19 protein-coding genes are annotated in these 20,526 nt (G+C 70.0%); 11 read left to right on the top strand and 8 right to left on the bottom strand.

Going from position 1 to position 20,526, the window contains the following annotated elements:
• Positions 1–156: 156 nt before the first annotated feature.
• Positions 157–1,869, top strand: coding sequence for a chitinase (locus HG542_RS10410; RefSeq protein WP_373313099.1), 1,713 nt, complete (start codon positions 157–159; stop codon positions 1,867–1,869).
• Between the two features lie 293 nt (positions 1,870–2,162).
• Here HG542_RS10410 and HG542_RS10405 read toward each other — a convergent pair whose 3' ends face one another.
• A complete protein-coding gene (locus HG542_RS10405; protein WP_171079902.1) occupies positions 2,163–3,044 on the bottom strand; it encodes a trypsin-like serine peptidase in 882 nt (293 codons plus the stop codon).
• A gap of 415 nt (positions 3,045–3,459) precedes the next feature.
• On the opposite strand from HG542_RS10405, the gene HG542_RS10400 reads away from it, so the two are divergent.
• The 3 genes from HG542_RS10400 (at position 3,460) to HG542_RS10390 (ending at position 5,651) form a co-directional block, all read left to right on the top strand.
• Positions 3,460–4,302, top strand: coding sequence for a helix-turn-helix domain-containing protein (locus HG542_RS10400; RefSeq protein ID WP_227727254.1), 843 nt, complete (start codon positions 3,460–3,462; stop codon positions 4,300–4,302).
• Positions 4,299–4,502 carry a DUF397 domain-containing protein gene (locus tag HG542_RS10395; RefSeq protein WP_171079900.1) on the top strand — a complete coding sequence of 68 codons (204 nt, stop codon included), beginning with the start codon at positions 4,299–4,301 and terminating at the stop codon, positions 4,500–4,502. The genes HG542_RS10400 and HG542_RS10395 overlap by 4 nt, the downstream gene beginning before the upstream one ends.
• Positions 4,503–4,577: 75 nt before the next feature.
• Positions 4,578–5,651: an alpha/beta hydrolase gene (locus HG542_RS10390; RefSeq protein ID WP_171079898.1), complete on the top strand. Its 1,074-nt coding sequence runs from the start codon at positions 4,578–4,580 to the stop codon at positions 5,649–5,651.
• A 48-nt stretch (positions 5,652–5,699) separates the two neighbouring features.
• Here the strand turns inward: HG542_RS10390 and HG542_RS10385 are convergent, their stop codons facing one another.
• Entirely contained in the window at positions 5,700–5,873 is a 174-nt protein-coding gene (locus tag HG542_RS10385; RefSeq protein WP_171079897.1) for a hypothetical protein, read from the bottom strand.
• Between the two features lie 91 nt (positions 5,874–5,964).
• Between HG542_RS10385 and HG542_RS10380 the strand changes: the two genes are divergently transcribed.
• Positions 5,965–6,249 (top strand): acylphosphatase, encoded by a 285-nt coding sequence (locus tag HG542_RS10380; RefSeq protein WP_171079895.1) that lies wholly within the window; start codon positions 5,965–5,967, stop codon positions 6,247–6,249.
• Here the strand turns inward: HG542_RS10380 and HG542_RS10375 are convergent.
• The 5 genes from HG542_RS10375 to HG542_RS10355 all read right to left on the bottom strand — a co-directional run bounded on the left by HG542_RS10375 (position 6,238) and on the right by HG542_RS10355 (position 10,820).
• Entirely contained in the window at positions 6,238–7,149 is a 912-nt protein-coding gene (locus HG542_RS10375; RefSeq protein WP_171079893.1) for a hypothetical protein, read from the bottom strand. The genes HG542_RS10380 and HG542_RS10375 overlap by 12 nt on opposite strands.
• Before the next feature lie 124 nt (positions 7,150–7,273).
• The gene (locus HG542_RS10370; protein WP_171079891.1) at positions 7,274–8,620 is read right to left on the bottom strand and encodes a GntP family permease; all 1,347 of its coding nucleotides are present in this window, start codon (positions 8,618–8,620) and stop codon (positions 7,274–7,276) included.
• A gap of 18 nt (positions 8,621–8,638) precedes the next feature.
• The gene (locus HG542_RS10365; RefSeq protein WP_171079889.1) at positions 8,639–9,043 is read right to left on the bottom strand and encodes a RidA family protein; all 405 of its coding nucleotides are present in this window, start codon (positions 9,041–9,043) and stop codon (positions 8,639–8,641) included.
• Positions 9,040–9,816: an IclR family transcriptional regulator gene (locus HG542_RS10360; RefSeq protein WP_171079888.1), complete on the bottom strand. Its 777-nt coding sequence runs from the start codon at positions 9,814–9,816 to the stop codon at positions 9,040–9,042. Before HG542_RS10360 ends, HG542_RS10365 begins: the two co-directional genes overlap by 4 nt.
• Complete coding sequence (locus tag HG542_RS10355; protein WP_171079886.1) at positions 9,813–10,820, bottom strand: sugar kinase; 1,008 nt, start codon at positions 10,818–10,820, stop codon at positions 9,813–9,815. The genes HG542_RS10360 and HG542_RS10355 overlap by 4 nt, the downstream gene beginning before the upstream one ends.
• Positions 10,821–10,937: 117 nt before the next feature.
• Between HG542_RS10355 and HG542_RS10350 the strand changes: the two genes are divergently transcribed.
• From HG542_RS10350 to HG542_RS10335, 4 genes are all read left to right on the top strand, one after another.
• On the top strand, positions 10,938–12,209 hold the full coding sequence (locus tag HG542_RS10350; protein ID WP_171079884.1) for an amino acid deaminase: 1,272 nt from the start codon (positions 10,938–10,940) through the stop codon (positions 12,207–12,209).
• Positions 12,210–12,305: 96 nt separating this feature from the next.
• Positions 12,306–13,907: an N-acyl-D-amino-acid deacylase family protein gene (locus HG542_RS10345; protein ID WP_171079882.1), complete on the top strand. Its 1,602-nt coding sequence runs from the start codon at positions 12,306–12,308 to the stop codon at positions 13,905–13,907.
• An 87-nt stretch (positions 13,908–13,994) separates the two neighbouring features.
• A complete protein-coding gene (locus tag HG542_RS10340; RefSeq protein ID WP_171079881.1) occupies positions 13,995–15,206 on the top strand; it encodes a pyridoxal phosphate-dependent aminotransferase in 1,212 nt (403 codons plus the stop codon).
• Between the two features lie 75 nt (positions 15,207–15,281).
• Positions 15,282–15,656, top strand: a complete 375-nt coding sequence (locus tag HG542_RS10335) for an SCO4983 family protein (RefSeq protein WP_171079879.1) — start codon at positions 15,282–15,284, stop codon at positions 15,654–15,656.
• A gap of 114 nt (positions 15,657–15,770) precedes the next feature.
• On the opposite strand, the gene HG542_RS10330 is transcribed toward HG542_RS10335, so the two are convergent.
• On the bottom strand, positions 15,771–17,591 hold the full coding sequence (locus tag HG542_RS10330; protein WP_171079877.1) for a phosphoenolpyruvate carboxykinase (GTP): 1,821 nt from the start codon (positions 17,589–17,591) through the stop codon (positions 15,771–15,773).
• A 257-nt stretch (positions 17,592–17,848) separates the two neighbouring features.
• Between HG542_RS10330 and trhA the strand changes: the two genes are divergently transcribed.
• On the top strand, positions 17,849–18,613 hold the full coding sequence (gene trhA, locus HG542_RS10325; RefSeq protein WP_171079875.1) for a PAQR family membrane homeostasis protein TrhA: 765 nt from the start codon (positions 17,849–17,851) through the stop codon (positions 18,611–18,613).
• 369 nt (positions 18,614–18,982) lie between these two features.
• Complete coding sequence (locus HG542_RS10320; protein ID WP_171079874.1) at positions 18,983–20,524, top strand: MFS transporter; 1,542 nt, start codon at positions 18,983–18,985, stop codon at positions 20,522–20,524.
• Positions 20,525–20,526: the final 2 nt, after the last annotated feature.

The following is a 20,526-nucleotide window of genomic DNA, read 5'->3' as shown; positions in this document are numbered from 1 at the left end:
CGTTCACTCCGGCCGCGGGGGCGTGTGGTGCTGTGGTGCCTCCGCACTTTATCCGTGTTGGGAGCGGCTGAGAACCGTTCTCCGAAACCCTTGACGAACGGATTGGACTAGACCATCCTCACGCGCTAACCAACTCCCTTCCCACCGGAGGCAGTAGTGCACGTCATCACATCGGTACACAGAGCATCCGGACGCCGGAGGAGAGGCCGCCGTTCCGCCGGCCTCCTCGCCGCCCTGGCCCTGGGCGCCGCAGGCCTGACCGTCACCGGAACCGCCGCGCATGCGGACGGCGGCAACCTCGTCCAGAACCCCGGCTTCGAGTCGGGCCTGTCCAACTGGACCTGTACCAACGGCAGCGGGGCCACGACCGCCTCGCCCGTCCACAGCGGCTCGGCCGCCCTCAAGGCCACTCCCGCCGGTTCCGACGACGCCCAGTGCTCGCAGACCGTGAGCGTCCGGCCCAACTCCTCGTACGCGCTGAGCGCCTGGGTCCAGGGCTCGTACGTCTACCTCGGCGCGAGCGGCACCGGCACCACGGACGTCTCCACCTGGACCCCGAGTGCGAGCAGCTGGCAGCAGCTCTCCACGAGCTTCACCACGGGCCCGGACACGACGACCGTCACCGTCTACACCCATGGCTGGTACGGCCAACCGCCCTACTTCGCCGACGACATCACCCTCACCGGCCCCGGCGGCGGCAACCCCGGCGACCCCGTGCCCGACACCCCGGGCGGCCTGACGGCCGGGACCGTCACCTCGTCGTCCGTGGCCCTGTCCTGGAACCCGGCCCCCCACGCGACCGGCTACAACGTCTACCAGGGCGGCACCAAGGTCCAGTCGGTGACCGGCACTTCGGCCGTGGTCACCGGGCTGACCCCCTCCACCGCGTACACGTTCCAGGTCAGCGCGACCAACGCGACCGGGGAATCCGCGAAGTCCGCCCAGGTCACCGCCACGACCTCGGCCGGCAGCGGCGGCAACCCCGGCAACGTCCCGAAGCACGCGGTCACCGGCTACTGGCAGAACTTCGACAACGGCGCCACCGTCCAGAAGATCAGCGACGTGCAGGACCAGTACGACATCATCGCCGTCGCCTTCGCCGACGCCACCACCACACCCGGCGCCGTCGACTTCACCCTCGACCCCGCCCTGAAGTACAGCGACGCCCAGTTCAAGGCGGACATCGCCGCCAAGCAGGCGGCCGGCAAGTCCGTGATCCTCTCCGTCGGCGGGGAAAAGGGAGCGGTGTCGGTCAACGACTCGACCTCGGCGGAGAACTTCGCCGCCAGCGTCTACACCCTGATGCAGAAGTACGGCTTCAACGGCGTGGACATCGACCTGGAGAACGGCCTCGACCCCACCTACATGAGCCAGGCCCTGCGCTCCCTGTCCGCCAAGGCGGGCGGCAAGCTCGTGATCACCATGGCGCCGCAGACGATCGACATGCAGTCGACGTCCGCCTCCTACTTCCGGACGGCGCTCAACATCAAGGACATCCTGACCGTCGTCAACACCCAGTTCTACAACAGCGGTTCCATGAACGGCTGCGACGGCCAGGTCTACGCACAGGGCTCCGTCGACTTCCTCACCGCCCTGGCCTGCACCCAGCTGGAGGGCGGCCTCGCCCCCTCCCAGGTGGGCCTCGGCCTCCCCGCCTCGCCCCGCGGCGCGGGCAGCGGCTACGTGGACCCGTCGGTGGTCAATGCGGCACTGGACTGCCTGACGAAGGGGACGAACTGCGGCACGTTCAAGCCGCCGCACACCTACCCCGGTCTGCGCGGGGCCATGACGTGGTCCACCAACTGGGACGCCGCGGCGGGCAGCACCTGGTCCAACGCGGTCGGCCCGCACGTCCACGGCCTGCCGTAAGGCCTGCCGCCGGCTCCTGACATGCGACAGCCCCCGGCGCTCCATATCGATTACCGGGCTTTCGGTCGTCGCCGACTTCCCAGTCCTCGATACGTGCCCTTCCGGGGGCCTAGCCAGTTTGCCGAGATGGGGTCACTCGGATCGATGAACGTCTTCACCGATAGGTGCGGCTCTCACCGGTTGTCTGGTGTAAATTCCAGTTTCCTCCCGATTCGCCCCACGTCAAGGGGAAAGTGGAAAAAATCCGCCCCGCTCACACATGGTGAGCGGGGCGTACGGTCGGCGAACGAACGCTACGCGCGGTGCCCGGCGGAACGCACCGCGCCGTCACCCTCGTCGGTCCCGCCCGGCTGCGGCAGCGTGCAGCCCGGCAGTCCGAGGTCCAGCTTGTTGCCGGTGCCGAAGCACTTGGCGATCCCGTAGGTCTCCTCGGCGTAGTTCGTTCCCTGGTGCACCGTGACGTTGCCGTTCTCGTCGACCTCGCACGGATTGTTCATCGTGCACTGCTCACCGTTCTCGTTCCCGGTGTTGTTGATCGCGACCACCTTGCCGGTGGACACGTCGACGACCGGCGAGCCGGAGGTCCCCCCTATGACGTCACAGGTGGACGTGTAGCGCAGCGAGTCCTTCCACACGTAGCCGGCCTCGTGCAGCTCGTGCACGAACCCGTCCACGTTGCAGGAGTAGATCTTCTTCCAGAACCCGGAGACGACCTTGATCGCGGTACCGGCGACGGGGTGGTCGGGCGACAGGCTCAGCGCGTCGATCCCGTACCGCTGCTTGATCTGGGCATAGGTCGTGTTCAGCTCGTAGAGCGTGACGTCCGTGTCGGTCATCGTCGAGTACGCGACCTTCGTCGCCTGCAGCGTGCCGGCCTTGCCCGCGGACGAGTTCAGCAGGCTGAACGTACGGGACGACGACTGATCGGTGATCACGGTGCCGGGGTCCGGCATGCCCGTCTCCAGACAGTGCCCGTTGGTCATCACCAGGGCGGGGTCGTTGTCGCCCGAACTCGGCATCCGGATCAGCGATCCCGAGCAGTTGCTGAGCGCGACGGTACCGGCGAAGTCGACGGTCCGGGGGGCGGCGGCCTGAGCGGCGCCGGTACCGGTGCCGACGACGGTGGCGCCGGCGAAGAGCAGCGTGGTCAGCGCACCAACGAGAGGTCTTCTCATGGGGGGTGGTTCCTCTCCGATCGGTCGGACGTGCAGCACGTTTTGACGTGTGCATTGTTGGTGCGCGTGGGGCCGGACGGCAATGAACCGGTCACAAGTCCCAGTGAACTTGGCCGGTTTCACCGCCCTCAGTGGACGGCACGGTAATGGCGCCCCATCTCCTCGATGCACCACTGGACAGCGGCGTGATTCCCGTCGCGGGAGGCCTCGTGATAGGCCGCACGGATACGGCGGCACTCCGCACAGGGCGCAGGACGACGCCGGAGCGGCAGGGGCGGCGGAGGCGGTGGGGCGGATGACGGCATGGGGGTACCTCGTACGTGGGTTCAACTGGTGGGTGGGGCAACAGGGTTGCGGTTGCGACGTACGCTCCGGAAGGGGGTTGCTGTCCCAGCCCGGGCCTAGGGAAAACGGGGTGCTGCTGCGCATGGCCAGACCAGGACGTGAGCTGAATCCGGACCGGTCGGCCCGCGACCTCTTCGGAGCGGAGCTCCGGAGGCACCGCGAGCGGGCGGGCCTGAGCTTGGAGAAGCTGGCGAAGGTGATCCGCTACAGCCGCAGCCACCTGGCACGGATCGAGGCGGCGGAGTGCTTGCCGCCGCCGGGCCTGGCCGAGGCGCTGGATGCGGAGTTCGGAACCGGGAGCCTGTTCGTGGCGCTCTACAAGATCGCGCAGCGGGAGGCGCATCCGGACAAGTACCGCCGAGGACGGGAGTTGGAGGCGAAGGTCCGGTGCATCAAGGAATACGCGGGATGCTTCGTCCCAGGACTCATGCAGACTGCGGATTACGCCCGCGCCCTCTTTCGCACCGGCGATCCCACGCGGTCAGAGGAAAAGGTCGAGGAGATGGTTGCGCTGCGCATGAGCCGTCAGGCGTTGCTGCAGGCCGACCGGCCCCCGGAACTCTCGTACATCCTCGACGAGGCGGTCCTGCGGCGACCAGTCGGAGGCAGCGACATCTGGCGTGATCAGTTGGCGGCCCTGGCCGCAGTCGCGTCCAGCCGGACACACCTTGTGCAAGTTCTCCCGTTCAACCATGGGGAACACCCGCTCATGGGCGGGCATTTGACGTTGTTCATCTCGGAGAGCGGTGCCACGGTGGCCTACGAGGAGACCATCTCGACAATGGAGTTCCTGGAGGATCCCATCCGAGTCGCCCGACACCGCCGCGCGTACGAGATGCTCAGCGCGTGCGCGCTGTCACCGATCGACTCCGCAGCCTTCATCAAGACCGTCATCGAGGAGATCCCGAGATGAGCACCACCCCCACCGAGTGGGTCAAGTCCAGTTTCAGCAACGCCAACGGCGACGGCTGCCTCGAATGGAGCCCCGCCCGAATACCCACCGCCCCCGTCCCCATAAGGGACAGCAAAACCGCCCCGAACGGGGCCACCCTCCACGTCCCGCCCACCGCCTGGGCCGCGTTCGTCACCGCCGTCCGCACGGCCGCTCTCTGACCGGAACCGGCGCAACCGGCACGCACCTGCGACACTCCTCACCGACGTCCACCGAGACGCCTCAGGAGGCGCAGCGTGATCAAGAGACTCACCGTGCTCGTCTCAGCCCTCGGGCTGGCCCTCATACCGATACTGGGGTCGGCCCCGGCCCAGGCCGCCGCGGCCGACCCGGCTCCGCCGGCCCTGGCCGACGGCTACGGCCTCACTCAGGTCGGTACCGCGACCGGCACCGCCCACGACTTCACCGTCACCGTGACGACACCCCAGGTGGCCGAGGCACACCCCATCAGGATCATCCTGCCGAGCGACTACAACGCCAATCCGGCCAAGCGCTACCCGGTCCTGTACTTCCTGCACGGCTCGCCGGACGAACCGGCCAACCAGAGCTTTCCGGCCCTCCTCAACGCCAAGTCGATGATCACGGTCATCCCGGACGGCGGCCGACGCGGCTGGTACGCCAACTGGCGCGACCAGGACACCGCCGCCGGGGCGCAGAACTGGGAGAACTTCCACATCGACCAGGTGATCCCCTTCATCGACGCGAACCTCCGCACGATCGCGTCCAAGAAGGGCAGGGCCGTGGCGGGCATCTCCATGGGCGGTTTCGGCGCCTTCCACTACGCCCAGGACCACCCCGAACTGTTCAGCCAGACCGCCTCGTTCTCCGGTGACATCGACATGTCCGTCGACTCCATGGACCTGCGCCTGGCAGTCGTCGCCTCGCTGACCAACGGCCTCGGTGCGTTCTGCAGCAACGTCATCGGCGACTGCAACAGCAAGTACGGCCCGACCGTATCGAGCGACGCGCTCTTCGGCTCGCCGTACCCCGTGTTCAACGCCGACTGGAAATGGAACGAGGTCGACCCCTCCCGTCACATGGACAGGCTGAAGGGCAAGGACGTCGGCGTCTCGATCTACGTCGGCAACGGCAATGGCAATCCCCTTGAATTGGAGTTCTGGCTCGAAGGCGCGTCCAAGCACGTGAAGGACAACATGGACGCCATCGGAATGCCCTACTACTACGTGGACTACGGCAACGGTTCCACGTGGGGCGGCAACTGCAACGGCGGCCACAACGGCTACTGCTGGGCACGGTCTCTGGAGGACTACATCCCCCGCCTGGAACAGGCCTTCGCCTCCGCTGCCTGAACGCAACCACGACAATCGCCCCGCCCAGCGGCGGGGCGATCCGGACGATCAGAGCGACGGCAGCTGCGGCACCGTCGGAAGGGTCGGCACCGTCGGGACGCTCGGCACCGTCGGCGGCTGCGGAACCGGGTCGGCCGAGGTCGCCGAAGCGGTACCGCCCAGGGCGACGGAAAGCACCGCGGCCAACGCAGCCGCACCGAGAAGTCTGGCGAATCCAGTCATGTTTCACACTCCCTTCGTCCGGTTCCTCCGGCATACCCCTTCCACGCTACGCAGCTCGCCCCACGGCGCAAACGAAGGCAGAGTTGTGTGCATGATCCGCAAGCACATCACCGTCTCCGGCCTGGTCCAGGGCGTCTTCTACCGCGACACCTGCCGCACCGAGGCCCGCGCACACGGCGTGTCCGGCTGGGTACGCAACCGGCCCGACGGCACCGTCGAGGCCGTCTTCGAAGGCCCCGCCGAAGCCGTCGACCACATGATCCGCTGGGCCCACCACGGCCCCGCCCGCGCCGCCGTCCAGTCGGTCGACGCCCACGACGAACCCCCGCAGGGCCTCACCGACTTCGAAGTCCGCCCCACGTCATCAGCCCCGTAGCCTCCCCAACGCCTCCTGAACGGTACGGATGAAGCGCTGTGGCCTCCGGAAGACGTCGTCATACGTGAACCGCAGCATCTGCCGGATCCCGGGGCACCGCGCAAGCTCGTTGAACCGGATCGCATCGTTCTGGTGCGCGCTCCTGCTCCCATGCCAGGCCTGCCCCTCGATCTCCACCCCCAGCCCTTCCGCCCTGAAGAAGAAGTCCAGCCGCCGCACCCGCCCGTTCTGCGTGTGCACTTCGGCCTGCGACTCCGGGAACAGCCCCGCCTCCCGTATCTCCAGCCGCGCCTTCGACTCGGCAGGCGACCCCGACGCCGGATCGGTGAGCGCAAGCGCCCGTCGAGCCGCGGCCACATCCACCCGCCGGGCACACCGCACACTCAACGCATCAGCGATGCTCTCCCTGCTCGCGCGCCTCCGGGCAAGCACCGAGTCCGCAGCGATGACGGCCGGTTGGAGCGGCAGCGTCAGCAGCATGTCGCAGACCGTCCGCAGAACCGTGGTGACCCGGATCCCCGAAGCCACCGTGATCTCGTGCTCACCCAGTGCCGCCTTGTGCACACGGACCGTCGGCGTACGCGAGCGGTGCCTCCGTATCGGATCCGTGAGCTCGACCGCACACGACCCCACCGTCCAGATCCCCAGAAGCCTCGCAGCCGCGCCATGGCTGGCAACCAGGTGAGGGAACCTCAACTGCACCGCCAGTAACCGCAGCCGCAGATCCACGGGCCGTCCCGGCTCCACCCATACGCCCGAGTAGAGCTGGTCCCACCCCTCGTGGCGCAGCACCCTCGCGACGTTCGACCTGGAAAGGCCGCAGCCCCGGGCCTGAGACGTGAGCAGGACACCGTCCTGAGCAGCAGCGAGGCCATAGGCCTGCAGGAGTTTCTCCTTCATGCCCCCAGCACAGCGCATCCCGCCGGAACGCACGAGGGGCTGTGGATAACTCCGCTTTGGGGTGACGGAAATCCTCGCGGGGGACGGCGTGTTGTGAGGATGCGGTGCGCCGAAACGTCACTGCTCACACCATCAGGCTCACCACCCCCGCCACCCCGAACCCCGCAACCGACAGCACCGACTCCAGCACCGTCCACGACACCAGCGTCTCCCGCTCCGGGATGCCGAAGTACTTCGCCACCATCCAGAAGCCCCCGTCGTTCACATGCGAGGCGAAAACCGAGCCGGCCGAAATCGCCACGATCACCAGGGCGGCATGCGCCTGCGTCGGGTGCGCCGCCTCCAGCACCGGGGCCACGATGCCCGCCGTCGTCACGATGGCCACCGTCGCCGAGCCCTGCGCCACCCGCAACGCGGCCGACAGCAGCCACGCCAGCACCACCACCGGCAGGCCCGCCGTGTCGCACACGTCCGCCACCGCCTGGGCCACTCCGCCCGCCTTGAGCACCGCGCCGAAGATCCCGCCCGCGCCCACGACCAGCAGGATGTTGCCGACCGGTTTGAGCGACGCCGTCGACAGCGCCTCCAATGACGCGCGCGACCAGCCGCGCCGGACGCCCAGCAGCCAGTAGGCGAGGAACAGGGCGATCGTCAGCGCCACGAAGGGGTGGCCCACGAATTCCAGCAACGTGCGTGCCCTTCCCGGGGGCAGGGTCACCGAGGAGAACGTCGAGAGGAGGATGAGGACGAGCGGGGTGCCTATCACCGTCAACAGGACCGGTAGGGGTACTGGTTGTTCCGGAGCCGGCGGGGTTTCCAGCTCCTCGCTCGGTACCCCCACACTCACGCGGCGCGCTATCCATGCCGCGTATGCCCATGCCGCCAGGACCGCCGGGATGCCCGTCAAGGTACCCATCAGGGCCACCCAGCCCAGGTCCACGTGCAGCAGGCCCGCTGCCGCCACCGGGCCCGGGTGGGGCGGGAGGAAGGCGTGGGTCATGGAGAGGCCCGCCAGCATCGGCAGCGCGTACCGCAGGATCGAGCCGCCGCCGCGGCGGGCCGTCGCGTACACCACCGGGGCCAGGACGAAGATGCCCACGTCGAAGAAGACCGGGATGCCGAACAGCACCCCGGTCACGCCCATCGCCAGCGGTGCCCGGCGCTCGCCGAAGAGGGTCAGCAGGCGGCCGGCCAGCGCCTGGGCACCGCCCGAGGCCTCCAGGACCGAGCCCAGCATGGTGCCCAGTCCGATGATGACCGCGACATGGCCGAGGGTGCCGCCCATGCCCGCTTCGAGCAGCGGGACCGTGTTCGACTTCTGGACCGTGCCGAAGAGTTGGGTGACGGACAGGCCCGAGCCCAGCCCTACGGCGATCGAGACGATCAGCAGGGCCACGAACGGCTGGAGTCTGATCTTGATGATCAGGAAGAGGAGGAGGCCCACCCCAAGGGCGGCCACCGTCAGCAGCATCCCGGCCGGCCCTGTGCCTCAGCCCAGGACCGCCAGGGCGTCGATTTCGACGAGCAGGCCCTCGGGCAGGCCGACGTACACCGTGGTGCGGGCCGCGGGCGGGCCCTGGAGGGTGGCGAAGTAGTCGTCGTAGATCGTGTTCAGCTCGGCGAAGTGGGCGGTGTCGGTGAGGTAGACGCGGAGCATCACCACGTCCTCCCAGCCGGCGCCGCCCGCCTCCAGAACCGCCTTGACGTTGGCCAGGGTTTGGAGGGTCTGTTCGCGGAGGGTCGGGCCGGCCACGGCAGGGGGTTGGCCTGCCGTGGTGGGCAGGAAGCCGACCTGGCCCGCCACCTGGAGGATGTTGCCCTTGCGCACACCGTGGGAGAACTTGGCGGGCGGGGTGGTGTGGCCGGTCGGGTGGACGGCGATCTTGACGGTCATTCGGTCACCTCGGTACGTGAGTTGGGGGCTGGGGTCGTCCCGCAATGGTCCGCGCTGATCGCTTCCGCGGTGCGGCGCAGGAGGGGGAGCAGGGCGCGGAGGTCGTCGGCGGTGACCACCACGTTGGGGGCGGAGATCGAGCAGGCCGCGACGACGCGGCCGTCCACGCCGTGGACGGGGGCGCCGATGCAGTTGATGGACTCCTCGTGGCCGCCGAAGTCGGTGGCCCAGCCCTGTTCGCGGACGGCGGCCAGTTCCTTGAGGTAGGCGGCGGCGTTGGGGGTTGAACGGGACGTGTAGGCGGGGTAGTCGAGGCGTTCGGCGACGGAGCGCCGTTCGGGTTCGGGCAGGCCGGCCAGCAGGAGTTTGGCGACGGCGGCGACGGTGATGGCGACGGGCTTGCCGATGCGCGAGTACATGCGCACCGGGTAGCGGCTCTCGATCTTGTCGATGTAGACGACCTCGCCCTCTTCGTAGACGGCCAAGTGGACGGTGTGGCCGCAGAGTTCGTTGAGGGCGACGAGGTGCGGGTGGGCGGTCTCGCGGATGTCCAGGCCCTCGGCGGCCTGCTGGGCGAGGGCGAAGAGGCGGGCGCCGAGGCGGTAGCGCTGGTCCTGCTGCCGGTGGACCATGCCGTGGGCGTGCAGGGTGCGCAGCAGGCGCAGGGCGGTGGACTTGTGGACGCCGAGCCGCTGGGCGACCTGTTCCAGATTCGCGGGTCCCTCGGCGAGCAGGGGCAGGATGCTGAGGGCGCGGTCGACGGTCTGGCTCATGCGGTGCTTTCCATGTCGCGGTCGATGCGGAGGGCGTTCCAGGCGGTGTCGTCCAGTGCGGCGAGACGGTCGGCGTGCTCGCGGGCCGGGGGCTCGGCGAGGTCGCCGGGGACGGTGAGGGCGGCGGCGGCCGTGAGGTGGCCGTGGCGCAGGCGTGCGGGCAGTGGGAGTTCGCGCAGGGTGGCGGAGAGGAATCCGGCGGCGAAGGCGTCGCCGGCGCCCACGGGGGCGACGACGTCGACGGCGGGGGCGGGGACGGTGAGGGGTCCGCCCTTCCGCGGGAAGGCTGTTGCTCCCTCTGCCCCGTGCTTGACGACGAGGAGGTCCGGTTCGGGAAGGGCGGCGCGGATCGCGGCGGTGCCGCGTACGCCCCAGGCGGCTTCGGCTTCGTCCTCGCCGACGAAGACGAGGTCGCAGCGGCGGGCGAGGTCGGCGAGGACGGAGGGGCTTTCGGGGCTGTTGCGCCAGAGGGCGGCGCGGTAGTTGACGTCGAAGGAGAGGAGGGGGCGGCCGGGGGCGCGGGCGGTGAGGTGGCGGAGCAGGTCGCGGCAACCGGCGGAGAGGGCGGCCGTGATGCCGGTGAGATGCAGGATGCGGCCCGACCAGGCGGTTTCGCGGGGTACGAGCGCGGGGGACATGGCGGAGGCGGCGGATCCGGCGCGGTAGTAGGCGACTTCGGCGAGGGAGCGGTCGGCGGTCAGGGTGGTGGCCCGTTCGCCTGCCGTGCGGAAGTAGACGCCGGTGGGGCGGTCCGGGTCGCGCTGGACGGCGGAGACGTCGACGCCGTGCGCGGCGATGGCGTCCACCAGGTGCGTACCGAAGCCGTCCGTGCCGACGCGGCTGATCCAGCGGGTGCGGTGGCCGCAACGGGCCAGCGCGCAGGCGACGTTGGACTCGGCGCCGCCGATGCCGCGTTCGAAGGCGGGGACGTCGGCGAGGGGGCCGGGGCGCACGGGGCGGAAGGCGACGAGGGATTCGCCGAGGCATACGACGTCGGTGGTCACAATCCCTCCCGTCCCGTTGACCCGGTACTCGCGGGGATGTTAGACAGCGGCGAGCGTTACATGCAACGGGCGTTGCACAGGATGCAACGCGCCTCGTGCTTCACAGGGAGGCTCTCCATGTCCGATGCCGTCGCCCGGCTTGCCCTGGAACGGGTCGATCACCGCTTCAAGGGGCTGCCCCCGGACGCGGAGGGCCGCACGGTGGGCGAGCTGGCGGCCGAGCGGCGCTCGCTGTTCACCGGCGGGTTCACCACACCCGTACTCGTCCTCTCCGCCGAGGCGCTCGACCACAACCTGCGCGTCATGGAACGCTGGTCGGCCGAACACGGCCTGGCCTTCGCCCCGCACGGCAAGACGTCCATGGCACCGCAGCTCTTCGAGCGCCAGATCGCGCACGGCGCGTGGGGCATCACGGCCGCCAACATCGCGCAGGTGCGCGTCTACCGGGCCTTCGGGATCCGGCGGATCTTCCTCGCCAACGAGGTCGTGGACGCGGCGGCGCTGCGCTGGCTGGCGGGTGAGCTGACCGCCCATCCGGACGTCCAACTGATCCTGTATGTGGACTCGTTGCGCGGCGTCGAGCTGATGGACGAGGCCCTGCGTACCGGCGAGTTCGCCCGTCCGCTCGATGTCGTCGTCGAACTGGGCGTCCCGGGCGGCCGCACGGGTGCCCGCACCGAGGCGGAGTGCGAGGCCGTCGCGGACGCGGTCGCGGCCTCGGACACCCTGCGGCTGGTGGGCGTCGCCTGCTACGAGGCCGAGGTGCCGGACGCGAACGCCGAGCGCGTCGGCGCCTGGCTGCGCCGGCTCGTCGCGCTGGCGGCCGCGTTCGACAAGGCGGGTCGCTTCGCGGGCGTCGAGGAGATCGTCGTCAGTGCGGGCGGCAGTTCGTGGTTCGACGTGGTGGGCGAGGTCTTCGCGGAGTTGCCGGCTCTGTCGGCGCCGGTGCTGAAGCTGCTGCGGTCGGGAGCGTACGTCACGCACGACGACGGGCAGTACCGGAGGAAGACGCCGTTCAACCGGCTGGCGGGCGAGGGCGAGTTGCGGCCGGCGTTCCGGCTGTGGGCGCAGGTCGTCTCCCGGCCGGAACCGGGGCAGGCGTTTCTCAACGCCGGGAAGCGGGATGCCCCGTACGACCTCGGCCTGCCGGAGGTCCAGCTCGTCCGCTCGGCACGGGACGGCGCGGTGCGGCGCGCCTCCGGCATGACGATCACGGCTCTGGCGGACCAGCATGCGTTCGTGGCCCTCGGGGAGGGCGCGGAGCTGGAGGTGGGGGACTGGGTGGGGCTCGGGTTGTCGCATCCGTGCACGACGTTCGACAAGTGGCAGCTGATTCCGTTGGTCACGGGGGACGGAACCGTGACGGAGTTCGTCCGCACGTTCTTCTAGGCCGGTTCGTCGGCTGCCGGCTGTGGACGGCTGGTCGCGCAGTTCCTCCCCCGGCTACCGCTGGGGGCACCGGCCCGCACACGAGAGGCAACGCACATGGACACCGTCCTCCGCAACGCCCGCGTCGTCGACGGCACGGGCGGCCCGTCGTACCGGGCCGATGTGGCCCTGCGCGAAGGCCGCATCGCCGAAATCCGTCGCGAGGGCGAGGGGCCCCGCCCCTCGGCACACCGCACCCTCGACGCGACAGGCCTGGCGCTGGCCCCCGGTTTCATCGACATGCACGCCCACAGCGACCTCGCCCTCCTCACCGACCCCTCGCACGAGGCGAAAGCCGCACAAGGCGTCACCCTCGAAGTCGTCGGCCAGGACGGCCTGTCGTACGCCCCCGTCGACGACCGCACGCTCCCCCGGATCCGCACGCAGATCGCCGGGTGGAACGGCGCGGGCCGCGACGCGGACTTCACCTGGCGCACGGTCGGCGAATACCTCGACCGCCTGGACGAGGGCATCGCCGTGAACGCCGCGTACCTGGTCCCTCAGGGCACCGTCCGGATGCTGGCCGTCGGCTGGGAGGACCGGCCGGCCACCGATGCGGAGATCGCGCGCATGCAGGCACTCGTCGCCGAGGGGCTCGAACAGGGCGCCGTGGGCCTGTCGTCCGGGCTCACGTACACCCCGGGCATGTATGCCACGGATGCCGAACTGGCCGCGCTGTGCCGGGTGGTGGCCCGGTACGACGGCTACTACTGCCCCCACCACCGCTCGTACGGCGCGGGCGCCCTCGCCGCGTACGCCGAGATGATCGACGTCGCCCGCGCGGCCGGGTGTGCGCTGCATCTGGCGCACGCCACGCTCAACTTCGAGGTGAACAAGGGCCGTGCGGCGGAGCTGCTGGCCCTGCTCGATGCCGCGCTCGCCGGGGGCGCGGACATCTCGCTGGACACGTACCCCTACACGCCGGGCTGTACGACGCTCGCCGCGATGCTGCCGAGCTGGGCGAACGAGGGCGGTCCGGAGGCCGCGTCGGCGCGGCTGGCGGACGACGGGACGGCGGCCCGGATCCGGTACGCGATGGAGGTGGAGGGCGCGGACGGCTGTCACGGCGTGCCCGTCGACTGGGAGACGATCGAGATCTCCGGCGTGGCCCGCCCGCATCTCGCGGATCACGTGGGGAAGAGCGTGGCCGCCAGTGCGCGCGAGCGCGGCGAGGAGCCGTGGGCGACGGCCCGCCGGCTGCTCCTCGAGGACCGGCTGGGGACGACGATCCTGCAGCATGTCGGCCACGAGGAGAACGTCCGGGCGATCATGCGGCACCGGGTCCACACGGGCGGAAGCGACGGCATCCTGCACGGCGCGAAGCCGCACCCGCGCGCCTACGGAACGTTCCCGCACTACCTCGGGCGGTATGTGCGGGAGCTGGGGGTGCTCTCTCTGGAGGAGGGCGTGGCGCATCTCACGTCCCGTCCTGCGGCCCGTCTGCGGCTGCCGGACCGGGGTCTCGTTCGGGTGGGGAACCGCGCCGACCTCGCGCTCTTCGATCCGGAAACCGTAGCCGCCGGCTCCACTTTCGAAGCCCCGAGGGCGCTTCCGACCGGCATTCCTTTTGTCCTGGTCGACGGTCGCTTTGTGATGAAAGACGGGCGCCGGACGGACGTCCTCGCGGGCCGCTCGGTGCGGCGCACCCCGGCGGGCTGATCCGCGCCGGGGGTGCGCCCGGCGGGGGCCGGAAGTGGGGTCGTAATGCCCGAGCGCCGGGCGGGCGGCGCCCTTAAGGTGGCCGTCATGCAGGTGATCCAGTCAACGAAGCTCGCCAATGTCTGCTACGAAATCCGTGGCCCGGTGCTCGAGGAGGCCATGCGGCTGGAGGCAGCAGGAGAGCGCATCCTCAAGCTGAACACCGGCAATCCGGCGATCTTCGGGTTCGAGTGCCCGCCGGAGATCCTCGAGGACATGCTGCGCAACGTCGGCGACGCCCACGGCTACGGCGACGCCAAGGGGCTGCTGTCCGCCCGGCGCGCGGTGGTGCAGCACTACGAGACCAAGGGCATCGAGCTCTCCGTCGAGGACGTCTACCTCGGCAACGGCGTCTCCGAGCTGATCCAGATGTCGATGCAGGCGCTGCTCGACGACGGCGACGAGGTGCTCGTGCCGGCCCCGGACTACCCGCTGTGGACGGCCTCGGTCTCGCTGGCGGGCGGTACGGCCGTGCACTACCGCTGCGACGAGCAGTCGGACTGGATGCCGGACCTGGCGGACATCGAGCGCAAGGTCACCGACCGCACCAAGGCGCTCGTCATCATCAACCCCAACAACCCCACGGGTGCGGTCTACGACGACGAGATGCTGCGCGGCCTGACGGAGATCGCCCGCCGGCACAACCTGATCGTCTGCTCCGACGAGATCTACGACAAGATCCTCTACGACGGCGTCACCCACACCCCGACCGCCGCCATCGCCCCCGACCTGCTGACCCTCACCTTCAACGGTCTCTCCAAGGCCTACCGGGTGGCCGGTTACCGCAGCGGCTGGATGGCGGTCTGCGGCCCGAAGGCCCACGCCGAGAGCTATATCGAGGGCCTGACGATCCTCGCCAACATGCGGCTGTGCGCCAACATGCCGGCCCAGCACGCGGTGGCCACGGCCCTCGGCGGCCGGCAGTCGATCAACGACCTGGTGCTGCCGGGCGGCCGGCTGCTGGAACAGCGCGACGTGGCGCACGAGTTGCTGACGCAGATCCCGGGCGTCAGCTGCGTCAAGCCGAAGGGTGCGCTGTACGCGTTCCCGCGGCTCGACCCCAAGGTCTACAAGATCAAGGACGACCGGCAGATGGTACTGGACCTGCTCCGCGCCGAGAAGATCATGGTCGTCCACGGCACGGGCTTCAACTGGCCGGAGCCGGACCACTTCCGCCTGGTCACGCTGCCCAACGCCAAGGATCTGGCGGACGCGGTGACGCGGATCGGCACCTTCCTGGACGGGTACGCACAGGTCTGATCGTTTGGACCGCGACATAACTTTAGACGCCGTCTAAGTTAGGATGGCCCTCAGAGGTAACTTTGGAGGCCATCCATGTACGAGCCGATCCGCACGAAGTCGGTCCATACGCACGGCCCTCACCGCCGCTACCGCTCCCGCTCGGAAGAACTGGACGCGCGGCTGGCCTGGCATCTGACCGCACTGCTCACCGTGACGGACGAAATCCGAACCGTGGCGCCTGCGGCCGAGCTCGACGAGGCGGGATGCCGCCTGGCCCGGCAGGTGGAACGGCTGCGCGGAAGCGCGCCGTTGCGGGCGGTGCCGACGATGGCGGGCGGTACGCCTGTTGCTGCGCTGCATCAGCGCGCACACATGCTGGCGGGACAGGCGCTGGTGGTGGCCACGTCGCGCGGCGACGAGGCCGCTGCCGCCCTGGCCGCGGAACGCATGCGGGCGCACGCCCCGTAAGGGGCGCGGGGCTCTGCTGAATTTGCGGCTCCGCCGCGCGGGCGCGACCAGCCGCTGCCGGCCCGCAGTCAACTCGCAACGGGGCCTGGGGGCTTGCCCCCAGACCCCCACCCGTCAGCCCAAACGCTGTACCAGCGCCCGGTATTCGTCCCACAGCTCCTTCGGCGTGTGGTCACCGAAGGTGTTCAGGTGCTCCGGCACCAGCGCCGCCTCCTCGCGCCAGACGTCCTTGTCGACGGTGAGGAGCAGGTCGAGGTCGGCCTCGGAGATGTCGAGGCCCGCCGTGTCGAGGGCGGCCTTCGTCGGCAGGATGCCGATCGGCGTCCCGACGCCTTCCGCGCGGCCGTCGATGCGGTCGACGATCCACTTCAGCACGCGGCTGTTCTCGCCGAAGCCCGGCCACACGAAGCGGCCGTCCGCGTCCTTGCGGAACCAGTTGACGTAGTAGATCTTGGGGAGCTTCGACTGGTCCCTGCCCTGCCCCACCTTGATCCAATGGCCCATGTAGTCGCCCATGTTGTAGCCGCAGAACGGCAGCATGGCGAACGGGTCGCGGCGCAGCTCGCCGACCTTGCCCTCGGCGGCGGCGGTCTTCTCGGAGGCGACGTTGGCGCCGAGGAAGACGCCGTGCTGCCAGCTGAGGGACTCGGTCACCAGCGGGACGGCGGTGGCGCGGCGGCCGCCGAAGAGGATGGCCGAGATCGGCACGCCCTTGGGGTCCTCCCACTCGGGCGCGATGATCGGGCACTGCGAAGCCGGCACGGTGAAGCGGGCGTTGGGGTGGGCGGCGGGCGTGTCGCTGTCCGGCGTCCAGTCGTTGCCGCGCCAGTCGGTGAGGTGGGCGGGCTTCTCCTCGGTCATGCCCTCCCACCACACGTCGCCGTCGTCGGTGAGGGCGACATTGGTGAAGACGGAGTTGCCCCACATGGTCTTCATGGCATTGGCGTTGGTGTGCTCGCCGGTGCCGGGGGCGACGCCGAAGAAGCCGGCCTCGGGGTTGATGGCGTAGAGGCGGCCGTCCTCGCCGAAGCGCATCCAGGCGATGTCGTCGCCGATGGTCTCCACCGTCCAGCCCGAGATGGTGGGTTCGAGCATGGCGAGGTTGGTCTTGCCGCAGGCGGAGGGGAAGGCGGCGGCCACGTACTTGGCCTCGCCGTGGGGCGGGGTGAGCTTGAGGATGAGCATGTGCTCGGCGAGCCAGCCCTCGTCGCGCGCCATGACGGAGGCGATGCGCAGGGCGTAGCACTTCTTGCCCAGCAGGGCGTTGCCGCCGTAGCCGGATCCGTAGGACCAGATCTCGCGGTCCTCGGGGAAGTGCGAGATGTACTTGGTGCTGTTGCAGGGCCAGGGGACGTCCTGCTCGCCCTCGGCGAGCGGGGCACCGAGGGTGTGGACGGCCTTGACGAAGAAGCCGTCGGTGCCGAGCTCGTCGAGCACGGGCTGTCCCATGCGGGTCATGGTGCGCATGGAGACGGCGACGTAGGCGGAGTCGGTGATCTCGACGCCGATCGCGGACAGCGGCGAGCCGAGCGGGCCCATGCAGAAGGGCACGACGTACATGGTGCGTCCGCGCATGGCGCCGCGGAACAGGCCCTTCTCCCCGGAGAAGATCTCCCGCATCTCGGCGGGCGCCTTCCAGTGGTTGGTCGGGCCGGCGTCCTCCTCCTTCGCGGAGCAGATGAAGGTGCGGTCCTCGACGCGCGCCACGTCACGGGGATCGGAGGCGGCGTAGTAGGAGTTGGGGCGCTTGACCGGGTCGAGCTTCCGGAAGGTGCCTTTCTCGACGAGCTCCCCGCACAGGCGCTCGTATTCCGCTTCCGAGCCGTCGCACCAGACCACGCGGTCGGGCTGGGTGAGGGCGGCGATCTCGTCGACCCAGGAGAGCAGCTCCTGGTGGTGGGTGGGGGTGGTGGGAGCCGCACTGATGCGCGCCACGATCGCTCCGTCCCGCCGGGTCCACACTGCCCGGCGTCAGATGTTGAGGGTGGAACGGACTCGGGCCTGAACGCCGGAAAGTCCGCCTTTGCACACTGTCGCCCCTTGGGGGCTGCGACCCAGACGCTTCGTGACCGCTCATCCGGTGCCGCCCGCACTCATTTGATCATCCGACTCCGTTCACCGTCTGTCCAGGGGGCGTCCCCGTGACCATCGCCACGTGATACTGATCCGTAACCTACGGTCGCGTAGGTAGCATGACGGCCATGACTCCCGCGCCCGACGCAGCGCCCACCGCGTCCTCCGCTTTCGCCGGTGGCGCGAACGCCGCCTCCACCGACGCCCTTGCCCCCGGCGCCCCGCAGGATTCCGCTTCGATCCCGGCCCAGGGCAAGCCGAGACTGCGCGGCTGGCTGCACGCCGGAATGTTCCCCGCCGTACTGGTGTCCGGCGTCTTCCTGACCGCCCTGGCCGACAGTCCCCGTGGCCGGATCGCCTGCGCCGTCTATGTGTTGAGCGCATGCCTGCTCTTCGGCATCAGCGCGCTCTACCACCGCGGCAACTGGAGTCCGCGCACCGAGGGCGTGCTCCGCCGCCTCGACCATGCCAACATCTTCCTGATCATCGCGGGCACCTACACCCCGCTGACCATGCTGCTGGTCCCCGGCAGCAGGGGCCGGATCCTGCTGTGGGCGGTCTGGGCGGCGGCGGCCGCCGGCATAGCCTTCCGCGTCTTCTGGGTCGGCGCACCGCGCTGGCTCTACACCCCCTGTTACATCGCCATGGGCTGGGCCGCCGTCTTCTTCCTCCCCGACTTCCTGCGCAAGGGCGGCATCGCCGTCCTCGTCCTGGTGATCGTCGGCGGGCTGCTCTACAGCGCGGGCGGGGTGATCTACGGGATCAAGCGCCCCAACCCCTCGCCGCGTTGGTTCGGATTCCACGAGGTCTTCCACTCGCTCACCCTGGCCGCCTTCGTCACGCACTACGTGGGCATTTCACTCGTCGCCTATTCGCACGCCTGACGCACCGCGCGCACCGCGCCCCCGACGGACCCTCCGCAGTGGCCGTGGCTTCGAAGCCACGGCCACTCGCCATGCCAGGCCCCCGATCCCCGCGACGGCCACGGCCAGCACCGCGATCTCGCCGGCGATCACATATCCCGCGACACACAGCACCGCGAGCAGTGCATAGACGACGCCACCCATCAACGACCCCCTCTTTTCAGGCTTTTCGGTCTCACTGACCGTTCCCCTGCCCTGCACACAGGGTCACACACCCCACTGACAATCAGAGCGCCGTCAAGATCACCCGACGGACGCCGGCCATATTGACACCTTCCACCTTTTGAGAGTTACTGTCACTTGACATCGGCTCTCTCCCGGAGGTGTGCCATGAGCACCCCGATCGACCGTCCCGATCCCCGGCGCTGGTGGGCGCTGGGCGCCCTGGTCGCCTGCATGCTCGTCCTCGGCTTCGACACCACGATCCTGACCGTCGCCCTGCCGACCATGACGGAGCAACTCGGCGCCACCAGCGGCGAACAGGAGTGGATAGCCGACTCCTACCTCGTCGTCCTCGCCGCCCTGATGCTCCCCGCCGGGCTCCTCGGCGACCGCTTCGGCCGCCGCCGCATGCTGCTGACGGGGCTCGGGATCTTCCTCGCCGGTTCCCTGCTCGGCACGCTCGCGACGAACACCGGGGAGGTCATCGCCGCCCGCACCGTCCTCGGCGCCGGCGCGGCGCTGATCATGCCGCTCGCCCTGTCCGTGCTGCCCTCGCTCTTCCCCGGCGAGGAACGCACCAAGGCCGTGGGCGCGGTCTCCGCCGCCTCCGCCCTCGGCCTGCCGCTGGGCCCGATCATCGGCGGCTGGCTGCTCGACCACTACTGGTGGGGCTCGGCCTTCCTGGTCAACGTCCCGCTCGTGATCATCGGCATCGCGGCCTGCCTCTTCCTGCTCCCCGAGACCAGCGATCCGTCCTCCCCCAGGGTCGACGCCTTCTCGACCGTGCTCACCACCACCGGACTCGGTGCGCTCGTCTTCGGCGTCGTCGAGGGGCCCACGCGCGGCTGGTCCGCACCCGCCGTCCTCGGCGCCTTCGCCGCAGCAGCCGTCCTGCTCACCGCCCTCGTCCTGCGCGAACGCCGGCAGCCCCGGCCGATGCTGGACCTCACGCTGCTGGCCCACCGCGGCTTCCGCTGGAACACCGCGGCCGCGGCACTGATCACCTTCACGCTCACGGGCCTGCTGTTCGTCCTGCCCCACTACCTCCAGGCCGTCCTGGGCCACGACGCGTTCGGCACCGGACTGCGAATGCTGCCGATGATGGCCGGAATGACCGTCGCGGCGCGCACCGCGGCACCGCTGGTCACCCGGTTCGGGCCGCGGACCGTCATCGCCGGCGGCCTGGCCGTCATGGCCTTCGCCGCCCTGCTCGGCAGCCGCACGGACCTCCACGACGGCTACGGGTTCACGGCCCTGTGGCTGTCCGTCACCGGCTTCGGATTCGGCTTCGGCATCATCCCCGCCATGGACGGCGCCCTCGGCACCCTCCCCCGCGAGCGCGCGGGCAGCGGCTCCGGGCTGCTGATGACGCTGCGCCAGGTCTCCGGCGCCGTCGGGGTGGCGGTGCTGGGCAGCCTGATCGCCGGCGCCTACCGGGGCAGGCTCGGCACGGACGGGCTGCCGCCCGCCGCCGCGGGGGCGGCGCGCGACTCCGTCGAGGGCGCGCACATGATCGCCGCCCGGCTCGGCGACACGGCACTCGCGCGGTCGGCGGACGCCGCCTACCTGCACGGCATGAGCCTGGCCCTGCTGGTGTGCGGCATCGCGGCGCTCGGCGCCGCCCTCCTCGTCGCCGTCCGCCTGCCGGGCGGACGCCCCGCGGAACCGGCCGCGGACCACGCGGTGGTGGGCGAAATGACCGATGCCTGAGA

The organism is Streptomyces morookaense (assembly GCF_013030945.1).
Taxonomy (GTDB): domain Bacteria; phylum Actinomycetota; class Actinomycetes; order Streptomycetales; family Streptomycetaceae; genus Streptomyces; species Streptomyces morookaensis.
This window is presented reverse-complemented; position numbering and strand designations above follow the sequence as displayed.